The sequence below is a fragment of the Plantibacter cousiniae (nom. nud.) genome, from assembly GCF_977070315.1.
In genome coordinates this window covers 249115-262322 of the sequence record NZ_CDRVEU010000009.1, presented here as the reverse complement: position 1 = coordinate 262322, position 13208 = coordinate 249115, and the positions used below count along the sequence as shown (strand labels likewise).

General features: G+C 60.0%; 12 protein-coding genes. 4 read left to right on the top strand and 8 right to left on the bottom strand.

From position 1 onward, the window contains the following. Positions 1-12 precede the first annotated feature (12 nt). The 4 genes from ACW55A_RS18445 to purE form a co-directional block, all read right to left on the bottom strand. Complete coding sequence (locus ACW55A_RS18445; protein ID WP_003367971.1) at positions 13-555, bottom strand: DUF3299 domain-containing protein; 543 nt, start codon at positions 553-555, stop codon at positions 13-15. 83 nt (positions 556-638) lie between these two features. Continuing rightward, the gene (locus tag ACW55A_RS18440) at positions 639-884 is read right to left on the bottom strand and encodes a GlsB/YeaQ/YmgE family stress response membrane protein (RefSeq protein ID WP_002555896.1); all 246 of its coding nucleotides are present in this window, start codon (positions 882-884) and stop codon (positions 639-641) included. 336 nt (positions 885-1220) lie between these two features. Beyond that, positions 1221-2303, bottom strand: a complete 1083-nt coding sequence (locus tag ACW55A_RS18435) for a 5-(carboxyamino)imidazole ribonucleotide synthase (RefSeq protein WP_003349746.1) — start codon at positions 2301-2303, stop codon at positions 1221-1223. Positions 2304-2312: 9 nt separating this feature from the next. Beyond that, positions 2313-2804, bottom strand: a complete 492-nt coding sequence (purE, locus tag ACW55A_RS18430; RefSeq protein WP_003340324.1) for a 5-(carboxyamino)imidazole ribonucleotide mutase — start codon at positions 2802-2804, stop codon at positions 2313-2315. Between the two features lie 354 nt (positions 2805-3158). On the opposite strand from purE, the gene ACW55A_RS18425 reads away from it, so the two are divergent. Next, positions 3159-3791: a zinc metalloprotease gene (locus tag ACW55A_RS18425; protein ID WP_096105947.1), complete on the top strand. Its 633-nt coding sequence runs from the start codon at positions 3159-3161 to the stop codon at positions 3789-3791. A 43-nt stretch (positions 3792-3834) separates the two neighbouring features. Here the strand turns inward: ACW55A_RS18425 and ACW55A_RS18420 are convergent, their stop codons facing one another. Next, complete coding sequence (locus ACW55A_RS18420) at positions 3835-4746, bottom strand: LysR substrate-binding domain-containing protein (RefSeq protein ID WP_003367967.1); 912 nt, start codon at positions 4744-4746, stop codon at positions 3835-3837. Between the two features lie 315 nt (positions 4747-5061). On the opposite strand from ACW55A_RS18420, the gene aspA reads away from it, so the two are divergent. From aspA to ACW55A_RS18405, 3 genes are all read left to right on the top strand, one after another. Then, positions 5062-6486, top strand: a complete 1425-nt coding sequence (gene aspA / locus ACW55A_RS18415; protein WP_003432831.1) for an aspartate ammonia-lyase — start codon at positions 5062-5064, stop codon at positions 6484-6486. A 282-nt stretch (positions 6487-6768) separates the two neighbouring features. Next, on the top strand, positions 6769-8220 hold the full coding sequence (locus ACW55A_RS18410) for an alanine/glycine:cation symporter family protein (protein WP_054082252.1): 1452 nt from the start codon (positions 6769-6771) through the stop codon (positions 8218-8220). Between the two features lie 29 nt (positions 8221-8249). Continuing rightward, on the top strand, positions 8250-9254 hold the full coding sequence (locus ACW55A_RS18405) for an asparaginase (RefSeq protein WP_003432830.1): 1005 nt from the start codon (positions 8250-8252) through the stop codon (positions 9252-9254). 55 nt (positions 9255-9309) lie between these two features. Here the strand turns inward: ACW55A_RS18405 and ACW55A_RS18400 are convergent, their stop codons facing one another. The 3 genes from ACW55A_RS18400 to pdxR all read right to left on the bottom strand — a co-directional run bounded on the left by ACW55A_RS18400 (position 9310) and on the right by pdxR (position 13145). Continuing rightward, on the bottom strand, positions 9310-10197 hold the full coding sequence (locus tag ACW55A_RS18400; protein WP_003316074.1) for a bestrophin family protein: 888 nt from the start codon (positions 10195-10197) through the stop codon (positions 9310-9312). Between the two features lie 119 nt (positions 10198-10316). Continuing rightward, positions 10317-11528 carry a YeeE/YedE family protein gene (locus ACW55A_RS18395; protein WP_003432829.1) on the bottom strand — a complete coding sequence of 404 codons (1212 nt, stop codon included), beginning with the start codon at positions 11526-11528 and terminating at the stop codon, positions 10317-10319. Positions 11529-11582: 54 nt separating this feature from the next. Further along, positions 11583-13145: a MocR-like pyridoxine biosynthesis transcription factor PdxR gene (gene pdxR, locus ACW55A_RS18390; protein WP_455809166.1), complete on the bottom strand. Its 1563-nt coding sequence runs from the start codon at positions 13143-13145 to the stop codon at positions 11583-11585. Between the last annotated feature and the right edge of the window lie 63 nt (positions 13146-13208).

Genomic DNA, 13208 nt, shown 5'->3' with positions numbered 1-13208 from the left:
TGATCAAGCCCATCAAAGGTCCGACTCAACCACCACGCGGACCTTTGACGCATCCATCGCATACGCAGCATCGGCAAGGTCGTTACTGACCTTCTCGATTTTCAGGGTGCCTTCTACCCACAGTGGTGTGTAGATATCATCCAGTTTCAGACCCTTGGGGTAACGCACCAGCACCAGCTGGTTAGGCGGCGGTGGTGGAACGTGAATGCAGGCGCCTGGATAAGGCACGATGAAGAACAGCGTGCTGCGGCCCTTGGCGTCGGTTTCGAGAGGCACAGGGTAGCCGCCAAGACGAATCGTCTTGCCGTTCATTGCCGGGACGGTTTTGGTCGAATACATGACTGCAGGCAAACCCTTGCTCTGCTTCAGTCCACCCTTGCTGTCGAACGTGCCCATGGCTTCCGGAGAATTGTGGTCAATCTCGGGCATGGCTTCGAGGGCTTTTTGATCGGACTTGGGCATCAGCTCAAGCCAGTCGGTTTCCGGCAACTGGGCGTATGCGGGACCGCAGAGCGCGGATAACAGCAGAAGAGTCATCAACAGGAAGCGACGCATGATAAAGCTCGGCAAAGGGGTGGAAAGTTGCCGAGCATTCTAGCCCTCTGCGCACTGTAAAACAGAGGGCTGACGCCTAAGCGTTATTTCTTTTTGATCATGCCGTAGATAACCAGCAGGATGATTGCACCTACCAGCGCGCCGAGGAAACCTGCACCCTCGCCTGCCTGATAGATACCCAGCGCCTGACCACCGTAAGTGGCTGCAAGCGAACCGGCGATACCCAGCACGATGGTCATGATCCAGCCCATGCTGTCGTCGCCCGGCTTCAGAAAGCGAGCCAACAGACCAACGATCAGGCCGATAAAGATGGTTCCAATGATACCCATGCCATTTCCCTCTGTATTAAGTGAATACGCCCGGGCTGACAGCAGCCCCGACCTACTGCTATCTGAGAACGACGAGAGGGAATGGTTCCGGCGCAATGGCCAGTTTGCTTCGGGGTGGAGAATTCTTCATGAATGACGGGGCTGAACCTACCTGAACGGAGGCCAGGCGTCTCGAACAGTGCTTCAACGCGACGCATCGGCACGACAGTTAGAAACGCTCGTTGCGCACGCTCTGCGTGGGAATGCAGTTCTCGACGCTCCGCGTCGCAAAAGGACGCGGCGTCTCCTGAAACTGCGTGCCAACGCGGAGCATCGGCACGCTAGCCGTGGGCCTGATCAGCCTTTGATCAGCGCTTCTACCAACTTCACCTGACGATCCAGCGTTGCGCGGTCAGCGCTGCGAACCGTGGCGTGTCCGACCTTGCGGCCAGCCTTGAACGCCTTGCCGTAGTGATGCAGGTGGCAGTCTTCGACAGCGATGACCTTGTCCACTGCGGGCACTTCACCGATGAAGTTGAGCATGGCGCTTTCACCGACCTTGGCTGTAGAGCCCAGCGGCAGACCGGCAACCGCCCGCAGGTGGTTTTCGAACTGGCTGCACTCGGCGCCTTCGGTGGTCCAGTGACCGGAGTTGTGGACGCGCGGCGCAATCTCGTTGGCTTTCAGGCCACCGTCGACCTCAAAGAATTCGAATGCCAGCACGCCCACGTAATCCAGCTGCTTCAGGACGCGGCCGGCGTAGTCTTCGGCCAGTGCCTGCAAAGGATGATCAGTGCTGGCGATGGACAGACGCAGGATGCCGCTGTCATGCGTGTTGTGCACCAGCGGGTAGAACCGGGTCTCGCCATCACGCGCGCGCACGGCAATCAACGACACTTCACCGCTGAACGGTACGAAGCCTTCCAGCAGGCACGGCACGCTGCCCAGCTCGGCGAATGTGTCGACCACATCGGCTGCCGAACGCAGGACCTTCTGGCCCTTGCCGTCATAACCCAGGGTGCGGGTTTTCAGCACGGCAGGCAGACCGATGCTGGCTACTGCAGCATCCAGGTCGGCCTGCGACTGGATATCGGCGAATGCCGGCGTCGGGATGCCCAGGTCCTTGAACATGCTCTTTTCGAACCAGCGGTCACGCGCAATGCGCAACGCTTCGGCGCTCGGATAGACCGGTACGAACTGTGACAGAAACGCCACGGTCTCGGCCGGAACGCTTTCAAACTCGAAGGTCACCAGATCGACTTCATCCGCCAACTGACGCAGATGATCCAGATCGCCGTAATCGGCACGCAGATGCTCGCCAAGTGCCGCAGCACAGGCGTCCGGCGCAGGATCGAGAAAGGCGAAGTTCATGCCCAGCGGCGTACCTGCCAATGCCAACATGCGGCCCAGCTGGCCGCCACCGATTACACCGATCTTCATGGAAAAACCTCAGGCGTGGCGTGGGTCTGGATTGTCCAGGACGCTGTCTGTCTGTTCAGTGCGAAATTTCTTCAGCGCTGCGTGGAATTGCGGGTGCTTTGCGCCGAGGATGCTCGCTGAAAGCAGCGCTGCGTTGATTGCACCCGCCTTGCCGATCGCCAGGGTCGCGACCGGGATACCGGCCGGCATCTGCACGATCGACAACAGCGAGTCGACACCCGAGAGCATTGAAGACTGCACCGGAACGCCCAACACAGGCAGGTGGGTCTTGGCAGCGCACATGCCCGGCAAGTGAGCGGCACCACCAGCACCGGCGATGATCACTTCAATGCCACGGCCTTCCGCTTCGTCGGCGTACTGGAACAGCAGATCCGGTGTGCGGTGCGCTGACACCACCTTGACTTCAAAAGGGATGCCGAGCTTTTCCAGCATATCGGCGGTGTGGCTAAGGGTGGACCAATCGGACTTGGAGCCCATGATCACGCCAACCAGTGCGCTCATCGTCGTGCCTCTCATCGGGCGCCCGCAGGCGCGTCTGAAAACAACAAGCCACGCGGGGGAACCGGCGTGGCTTGTTGTACGAATAATGACCGGTTTAACCGGCCAAAGGCCGCGCAGTATACCGCAAAGCGCCAGGATGACAGCCCCCATACGCTCAACCGTCCAGGTTTTTATAGCGGAAGGCAGCACGGAAAAATCCGGCAGAGAATCGGCACTTGTACTGCACACCAATCAAACAAGCGCTACTGCGATAGATGTCGATCCTGATTTCCTGTCAACGCCAGTTGCTATTAGATCTCCGGCACCGGGCTACACACGGCCCGGCCACAATCCACCTACTCAAGGATGAGTGCGATGATCAAGAAATATACAAGCTGTCTGGTGCTATGTGCGCTGGCGCTGAGCCATGCGGCATGGGCCAACAATAGCGCCTCCAGGCAATCGTTGACGCTGTACCTGGTTCTCCACAACGACACGTCACATCACGGCACCCAGGAACTACGCCAGGACTACTTCGCCTGGCTCATAAAAGATCTGGAAAGCTTCACGGGTCGTTATGTGCGATTGGCGTTCATTCGCGACGTCCCGGGCCTTACTGACTTCGCTTATCAGAGCGACGATGTAGACGAAACCTATTACGCCTGGAAAAACAGGATGGATCGGTATGTCATCGACAACGGCCTGGAGCGCAACGCGACCACCAAGTACCTGCTGTTGACTCAGAACAGGATCAACTCAAAGACTCTGGGCGCCAGCACCGACAAAAGCTACACAGGCATAGCCTCACTGGAAACGTTCACAATCCCCGCGCACGAGTTGGGCCATATGCTCGGCGGCACTCATGAGGCCGCAGAGGTTATCTATAAGGGGGGATGGTGGTGTCAGACGAATATCATCGAAAGCCACGAAAAAATACGCTCCAATTGCTATGTCTACAGCGACGCCAACAAGCAAATCATTGCTGATCATCTGAACAGATTTCCCTGAGCAGACCAGGGTCGCTCTCCGGCATCGCCAGGAGCGGCGCTTGTCACCGGGAATCTGGCGCCGCCGCACCTTCAAGCTTGCGCCACAACAGGCGCACGTTGGCCTTGCGCACCAGTGCGCAGCGGTACAGGCGGATCTCCAGCGGCACATGCCACTGCGGTCCGCCACACACCACCAGTTCACCGCGCGCCAGCTCGGCGCGCACACTCAGTTGCGGCACCCAGGCAATCCCCAACCCTTCCAGCGCCATGCTTTTCAAGCTGTCGGCCATGGCCGTCTCGTAAACCGTCGTGAAGCGCAGATTGCGCTGACGCAACAACAGGTTCACCGACCGCCCGAGAAAGGCCCCGGCGCTATAGGCAAGCAGCGGCACACTGCCCTCGCCTTCCATATCGAATAACGGCCGCCCCTCGGCATCGGCGGCACAGACCGGCAACATCTCGGTGTGGCCCAAATGCAGCGAGGGAAAGATTTCGGCGTCCATCTGCAGCGCGGCATCGGGATCGTAGAACGCCAGCATCAGATCACAGCCACCTTCGCGCAACGCATGCACCGCGTCGCCGACGTTGGTTGCCACCAGCCGGGTGGCAATGTTCAGCCCTTCGTTGCGCAATTGGGCGATCCAGCGCGGAAAGAACCCCAGTGCCAGAGAGTGCGCCGCAGCCACCTGCATGACCTCGCCCTGCCCGCCTTCCAGGTGATGCAGATGACGCACGACTTCGCCCAGTTGCTCGACCACGGTACGGGCCGTGACCAGAAACAATTGTCCGGCAGCGGTCAACTCGATGGGTGTACGCGAGCGATTGACCAGTGTCAGCCCCAATGCCGACTCAAGACTGCGAATACGCCGGCTGAATGCCGGCTGAGTCACGAAGCGACGCTCGGCGGCCTGAGAAAAGCTGCGAGTGGCCGCCAGGGCGCTGAAATCCTCCAGCCATTTGCTTTCCAGATTCATCAGGTCCTCCCGGACAATGGATGACGGCTTCGACAGGCAATTGCGCATGCCCTGCGGCACCAGTTTGCAGCGTCCTGGTGGGACGCCCGGCGAAGCGAGGCGGATACATACCCCGACGGCGCAGCAAACGTGACCGAAGAAGCGCACCGGTGCGACATTTTGCCCCCTTTACGCACTGAACGGAATCCAGGTCACGCGCTGATTATGCCGTTATTGCATAGGCCAGCGTTTAACAGCATTGGTCAATCGAAGACGGCAAGCCCACTATTCGTGGCGTTCCGGCATTGTCCGTGCCTTTTTGAGACTTTTTTTATCATGTCCTCGCCTGCATCATCGCGCATCGAAAAAGACCTGCTTGGTGTTCTCGAAGTACCTGCCAACGCTTATTACGGCATCCAGACCCTGCGAGCGGTGAACAACTTTCACCTCTCCGGCGTGCCGCTTTCGCACTACCCGAAACTGGTAGTCGCGCTGGCCATGGTCAAGCAGGCGGCAGCAGATGCAAACCATCAGCTCGGACACCTCAATGACGCCAAGCATGCGGCGATCAGCGAGGCCTGCGCCCGCCTGATCCGCGGCGACTTCCATGATCAGTTCGTGGTCGACATGATTCAGGGCGGCGCTGGCACTTCCACCAACATGAATGCCAACGAAGTCATCGCCAACATCGCTCTGGAAACCATGGGTTTCGAGAAAGGCGAATACAAACACCTGCACCCCAACAACGATGTCAACATGGCGCAGTCGACCAACGACGCCTACCCCACCGCGATCCGTCTGGGTCTGCTGCTGGGTCACGACGCCCTGCTCGCCAGCCTGTCCAGCCTGATTCAGGCCTTCGCCGCCAAGGGCGAAGAATTCAACCATGTGCTGAAGATGGGCCGCACCCAGTTGCAGGACGCCGTTCCAATGACCCTGGGTCAGGAATTCCGCGCCTTTGCCACCACCCTGACTGAAGACCTCAACCGCCTGCGCAGCCTGGCACCCGAGCTGTTGACCGAAGTGAACCTGGGCGGAACCGCCATCGGTACCGGCATCAACGCCGACCCCGGCTATCAGAAGCTGGCGGTCGATCGTCTGGCGCTCATCAGCGGTCAGCCTCTGGTGCCTGCTGCCGATCTGATCGAAGCGACCTCCGACATGGGCGCCTTCGTGCTGTTCTCGGGCATGCTCAAGCGTACCGCGGTCAAGCTGTCGAAAATCTGCAACGACCTGCGCCTGCTGTCCAGCGGCCCGCGCACCGGCATCAACGAAATCAACCTGCCGGCACGCCAGCCAGGCAGCTCGATCATGCCCGGCAAGGTCAACCCGGTGATCCCGGAAGCGGTCAATCAGGTTGCTTTCGAAATCATCGGCAACGACCTGTCGCTGACCATGGCTGCCGAAGGCGGACAACTGCAACTCAACGTGATGGAGCCGCTGATCGCCTACAAGATCTTCGACTCGATCCGTCTGCTGCAGCGCGCCATGGACATGCTGCGCGAGCACTGCATCGTCGGCATCACCGCCAACGAACAGCGCTGCCGCGAGCTGGTCGAGCATTCGATCGGTCTGGTCACCGCCCTGAACCCCTACATCGGTTACGAAAACTCCACCCGTATCGCCCGCATCGCGCTGGAAACCGGCCGCGGCGTGCTGGAACTGGTGCGTGAAGAAGGTCTGCTCGACGACGCCATGCTCGACGACATCCTGCGCCCGGAAAACATGATCGCTCCCCGTCTGGCCCCCTTGAAGGCCTGACAGGGAATGACCTGCGCAACCTGCTCACCAGATTGAGGGCCTAGACACCCCTCAATTTTTTGAGGGTCTGGGAGTGATTCTCCAGACCCTTTTTTTTGCCCGCAGCAAAGGGCTCCGACACTGGACCCAGAGCCTTCGGCACACCACTTTTGCGGAGCCATCCGTGGAAGTATTCATTCATCGTCGCGAATGAAGAATCAGCCGTACAAGAAAGCGACTACAGACGTAAAAACTTTGCACCGGTATAGTGCGCCCCCTCAAAAGTAGCGAGGAATAACAAAAATGCTGGAAATGATTAACGACTTTCTCTCCGGTAAAGTACTGATCGTACTTATCGTAGGCCTGGGTAGTTACTTCACGATCCGCTCGCGTTTCGTTCAGTTTCGACACTTTTTCCACATGTTCTCGGTTTTTCGCGACAGTCTGCGCAGCAGCGCGGGCCAGTTGAGTTCGTTTCAGGCCCTGATGCTCAGCCTTGCGGGCCGCGTCGGTGCCGGTAACATCGCAGGCGTCGGCATTGCCGTGACGCTCGGCGGTCCGGGTGCCGTGTTCTGGATGTGGGTGACCGCACTGGTCGGCATGGCCAGCAGCTTCATCGAGTGCTCCCTCGCTCAGCTCTACAAGCGCAAGGATTCCGAAGGCCAGTTCCGTGGCGGTCCGGCGTTCTACATCCAGCACGGTCTGGGTAAACGCTGGCTGGGCATGGTCATGGCCGTACTGCTGCTGGTGACCTTCGGTTTTGCCTTCAACGGCCTGCAATCGCACGCTGTGACCGACTCGCTGAAAAGCGCGTTCAACGTCGACACCCGAACCACCGGCATCTGTCTGGTCGTACTGCTGGGCCTGGCCTTCATTGGTGGCATCAAGCGTATCGCGGCTATTTCCGACCTGCTGGTTCCGGTCAAGACCCTGATCTACATCGCGGTCACCATCTACGTCATCGTCCTGCAGATCGACCACGTTCCCGGCATGCTGATGACCATCGTCAGAAGCGCCTTCGGCCTTGATCCGGTATTCGGCGGCCTGATCGGCAGCGCGATCGTGATGGGCGTCAAACGTGGCGTCTTCGCCAACGAAGCCGGTCTGGGCAGCGCGCCCAACGTGGCTGCCGTGGCACACGTCGAGCACCCGGTAGCGCAGGGCGTGGTTCAGGCGTTCAGCGTGTTCCTCGACACCTTCGTGATCTGCACCTGCACCGCCTTGCTGATTCTTCTGTCCGGTATCTACGACATCGGCTACGACGGCAACGGTATCGTTCTGGCACAGAACTCGCTGGCAGCCGTAGTCGGTGACTGGGGCAGAATCTTCATCAGCGTGGCGTTGGCACTGTTCGTCTTCACCTCGATTCTCTACAACTACTACCTGGGCGAAAACAGCCTGCGGTTCCTGTTTGGCGAGAAGATCCAGACCATCATCATCTACCGTATCGCGGTGCTGGTATTGATCATGTGGGGTGCCGTCGTCGACCTGAAAGATGTACTGGCGTTCGCCGACATCACCATGACCATGCTGGCGTTCGTCAACCTGATCGCGCTCGCAATGCTGTTCAAAGTCGTCAAGCGCATTTTGAACGACTACGATGCGCAACGTCGGGCCGGAGTCAAGACGCCGGTGTTCGATTCCAGCCAGTTCCCTGATCTGGACCTGGACCGCAACGCATGGCCGGCCAATCCGACGCGTCAGTCGACACAGGATGCCGAAGCGGCAGCCAAGCCTGTACCCGAAGCACGATAACCACCGCGACACTACGCCGGAGTCGAGCCATGCCTCATGACGCACAACAACCAGCCCAACGCGTAATGGTTCTTTACACCGGCGGCACCATTGGCATGCAGGCCAGCGCCAACGGCCTGGCACCGGCCTCCGGTTTCGAAGCGCGAATGGCCGGGCAACTGGCCGAGCACCCGGAACTGGTGGTGCCGCAGTGGCACTTTCGCGAGATGTCGCCGCTGATCGACAGCGCCAACATGACGCCTTCCTACTGGTTGCGTCTGCGCGAGGCGGTAATCGAGGCGGTTGAGGTCGACGGTTGCGATGCGGTGCTGGTTCTGCATGGCACCGACACCCTGGCGTACAGCGCAGCGGCGATGAGCTTCCAGTTGCTGGGGTTCAGCGCACCGGTGCTGTTCACCGGCTCTATGCTGCCTGCCGGCGTGCAGGACAGCGATGCCTGGGAAAACGTCAACGGCGCCCTGCTGGCGCTGGGGTCGGGTCTGGTGTCAGGCGTTCAGTTGTATTTTCACGGGCAACTGATGACACCTGTACGCTGCGCGAAAATTCGCAGCTTCGGCCGTCAACCGTTCGCACCGCTGCAACGCTCGCGTGGCGGCCATGCGGTGGTTTCGCTCCCTGACGCATTGAACTATCGCCAGCCGAAGACACTGGCAGAGGTCGCAGTATTACCACTGTTTCCAGGTGTCGGTGCTGCTCAGCTGGACGGTTTGATCAATAGCGGTATCCGCGGTCTGGTGCTCGAGTGCTTCGGCAGCGGCACAGGCCCAAGTGACGATCCGCAATTTCTGGCCAGCCTGGAGAACGCCCGAGCGCTGGGTGTCTGTGTGGTCGCGATTACCCAGTGCCATGAGGGCGGTGTCGAACTGGATGTCTACGAAGCGGGGAGCCGACTGCGTGGTGCAGGCGTGCTCTCCGGTGGTGGCATGACCCGTGAGGCAGCGCTCGGCAAGCTGCATGCGCTGCTGGGCGCACGCCTGACGACCGAGGAAGTACGGCGCCTGGTCGAACTGGACCTGTGTGGCGAGCTGCGTTAAGCGGCTACTTCTGCTTTACCCGAGGCGTCACGCACTTGCGCGACGCCTCACCCCTTCATGAAGCCTTGCATTCTTCCTGCGCGCCCCTGAGCATCGAATCCAGATTGCGCTCGATGTTTTCGCACAACGCCGTCATCTGAATCTCATGTTCACTGGCACGGAACGGGCTCTGCAGGTCAGTACCGATCTTCTCGATCGCCAACAGCATGAAACCCACCACCGTCGACGCCAGCGGCGTGAACCAGCCAAGGGTCTCCACCAGACCAATCGGTACGATAAGGCAGAACAGCGTGATGAACAGGCGCGGAAAGGCTACGTACGGATAAGGCAACGGTGTATTGGCAATACGCTCCATGCCGCCCTGGCAATTGGAGATGTCCACCATGGTCGACTCCAGACGTGCCAGACGAATGCTGTCCAGCCGCCCGGCCTGATACTCCTTGGCCAACAGCGCAGCCGACGTATTGAGCAGGTCGTTGGGAAAGTTGTTGGTGTCGTGACGACGTTCGAATTCCTCGCGAGGAATCAGCATCTGAACCTCATCACCACATTTGGCGCCCTTCAGGTGCGCAGACAGGCACTTCACATACGCGACATGGCGACGCAACAGTGTGGCCTTGACCGGGTTGATCCCGTCATCATCCTCGACCAGCGTCAGCACTTGCCGAGCGAAGCTGCGTGAACTGTTGACCAGCGCACCCCATAGCGTCCTGGCTTCCCACCAGCGGTTATAGGCACTTGAGTTGCGGAAGCTGGTCAGCACCACCAGCGCCGAGCCCAGCAGGGTCAACGGCATGGACGGCAAGGTGATCTTGCGTTCCAGGTAGAGCATGAAGTCGACCGTGACAATCACGTCCCAGATCAACAGCCAGAAAAGCGACCATCCTACGTAGCCGATGGTCTTGCCGAGAAAACGGATTTTCGAAATGATCGTTTGCTGCAAAAGAACCACCCCATCGAAAAATAAGCGAACCGCATACGCACAGTTACCGCATGGCCTTTGAATACGAAACCGGCAGTTGGTTCGCAAGCGGCCCGCTTGTCTCGGGGTTTCAGACGTTTTCAGCAGCCATTAAGAGCCACCTGTGGACGCTCGCCGGTGAAGAAAATCGGCCGCAGGCGGACACCAACGACGTTACCGGCGTAGGCCGCTACCAGCCACAGCCAGCCGTGCAGGCTGCCGGATGCGATACCGCTGAAGTACGCACCGATGTTGCAGCCGTAGGCCAGTCGCGAACCGTAGCCCAGCAGCAAGCCGCCGATGACCGCCGCCACCAGCGAGCGCGTGGGGATATCGAGGCTGGGTGCAAAACGACCTGCCAGACCTGCCGCCAGCAAGGCACCGAGCATGATGCCGATGTCCATCACACTGGTGATGTCTTCCCACACCGGAGCTGCCAGCGCCTTGGCGTTGGCAGCGCTCTGCCAGAACACCCAGCTGCCGACGTCTACGCCCAGCCCGCTGGCCGCTTTTGCACCCCACAGCGCGAACGCCGAGGTGATGCCCCACGGACGACCGGCCAACGCCAGCGTTGCGTAATTGAGAAGCGCCAGCGCGACAGCGCCCCAGACCAGAATCCACGGCCCGCGCAGCACACGACTCAGACCGCGATGGTCCGTGGCTGGCGGCGTTTCAAGCTGGCCATGACGGCGCTTTTCGAGCTTGACGGTCACCAGGGCGATCAAGCCGAACAGCGCCAGATTGACCAGCAGCGCAGGCAGCACGCCGAAGGTTTTGACCACCGACACCGCCGGGAACGAAGGCAGGGCAAACCACCAGTCGACGTGATGGGTGGCAATCAGTGAGCCGAGGATGAAAAACAGCAAGGTCACCAGCATCCGCGCATTGCCACCACCGGCAGTGAACAGTGTGCCGGACGCACAGCCACCGCCCAGCTGCATGCCGATGCCGAAAATGAACGCGCCGACGACGACCGAAATCCCGACCGGAGCAACCAGACCAGTGACTGGCTGGCCAAACAGCGTGCCCGCGCCCAGTGCCGGGAAAAACAGCACAACGGCGACCGCCAGCATGACCATTTGCGCGCGCAGGCCTGCACCCCGCCGCTCGCGGATGAACACCCGCCAGGCCGAGGTGAAACCAAATGCCGCGTGATACAGCGTTACGCCCAACGCCGCGCCGACGATCCACAGCATCACCTGACGGGTGCCGACACTGAGCAGAAGGAACTGGGCGCCCATCAGCAGCAGGAACAGCGCGGCCAGCGGCGCGCCGAACTTGCGTCCGGGTGTTGCAGTAAGAGAGTTGTTCATGGGTATCTCAAGGACAGGTAACAGAAAGCGCAGATTATACGCCTGCCAACGGGACTACTCGGACCAGACCTCGCGCAGCCTGTTCAATGCCTCGACCATCTCGTACTCGGGCACTGCGGCAAACCCCAGCACCAGCCCGGCCCGGTTATCCACAGGCTCAGTGGAATCAGGCAGCCAGTAATCACTCAGGGCATTCATTTCGACCCCGACGCCATTGGCCTTGGCAATCAGCGCCTGCTCACGCGCCACGCTGTCGACCTTGACCATGACATGCAGCCCGGCAACCCCTCTGGGCATTGTCGCGCATCCCGGAATATCGGCAGGCCAGTTATCCAGCAGCACATTGCGCCGACTGAGCGCCGCGCGCCGCATGCGACGTATGTGTCGCTGGAAATGACCCGACGCAATGAACTGCGCCATGACCGCCTGAACGCCAATTTCGGTATGGCGCATGTCCACGGCCTTGCGCTGGCTGAACATCGGCACCAGTTGCTCTGGCAAAACCAGATACCCGAGGCGCAGCGCCGGGAAGGCGATTTTGCCGAACGTCCCAACGTAGAGCACGCGCGCGTTGCGGTCGAGTGCGGCCAGAGGTGCCAATGGTGAACCGCTGTAGCGATACTCACCGTCGTAATCATCCTCGACAATCCAGCCTTGGTGCTTCTCGGCCCAGGCCAGCAACTCCAAGCGCCTTGCCAGGCTCATCACCACGCCGGTCGGGTATTGGTGTGAAGGTGTCACGTAGGCCAGGCTGCAGTCTGCCTGCTCAAGGTCGGCGCAACGCATGCCTTCGTTATCCACAGCCACCCCGTGCAATCGGGCACCTGCCAGTGCAAACGCATGACCGGCCGCCCGATACCCCGGATTCTCAACGGCGACGCCCTCGCCCGGGGCAAGAAGCAACTGTGCACAAAGGCTGATCGCATGCTGTGCGCCACTGGTGATCACAATTTGCTCAGCACTGCAATGCAGCCCACGCGATGAGCGCAGGTAGACCGCAATCAGTTCACGTAACCGCGAGTCTCCCGCCGCCGACCCATAACCGAGCTGAGCAAGGTCCGGCTTGCGCCAAAAAGCGGCATACAGCTTGCCCCACAAGGCAAAGGGGAAAAGATCGAACGCCGGTACGCCTACCCGAAAGGCCCGCGGCCTACCCGTTGGTGGTTCATGCAAACGATGCTTTTCGAGCAGCGCGCGTGTCGGGTTGTGGATAACTTCACAGGAGGAATCTGACGGCATTTCAGCCGCGATTGTGGACAAACCTGTGCGTAACCCTGTGGATATACCTGTGGGTAAGTTGGTGGATAGTTTTTTACGGCTTGCCCGTCGAGGCGAAGCGTTTGCTTCAGAGAGCTGCGCGACATACGTGCCGTCGCCAACGCGCCCTTCAATGAAGCCCTCGGCATACAGCTGGTCGTAGGCCCGTATCACGCTGTTACGGGAGATGCCCAGTGAATGTGCCAAATCGCGGCTGGCTGGCAGGCGCGTGCCGCTGCTCAGGCGCCCATCGAGGACCTGCTGGCGCAACAGGCCATAAAGCTGCTTGCTCAGGCCCTGATTCGGGTCCAGCGCGATACCGGTGAGCGTGGACGGAAACGCAACGGGGACGCCAGGCATGCATTGGCCCTATTGAAACTATCAAAAATGGATCTTACATCAGACCAATGCCTTGCCTACGAT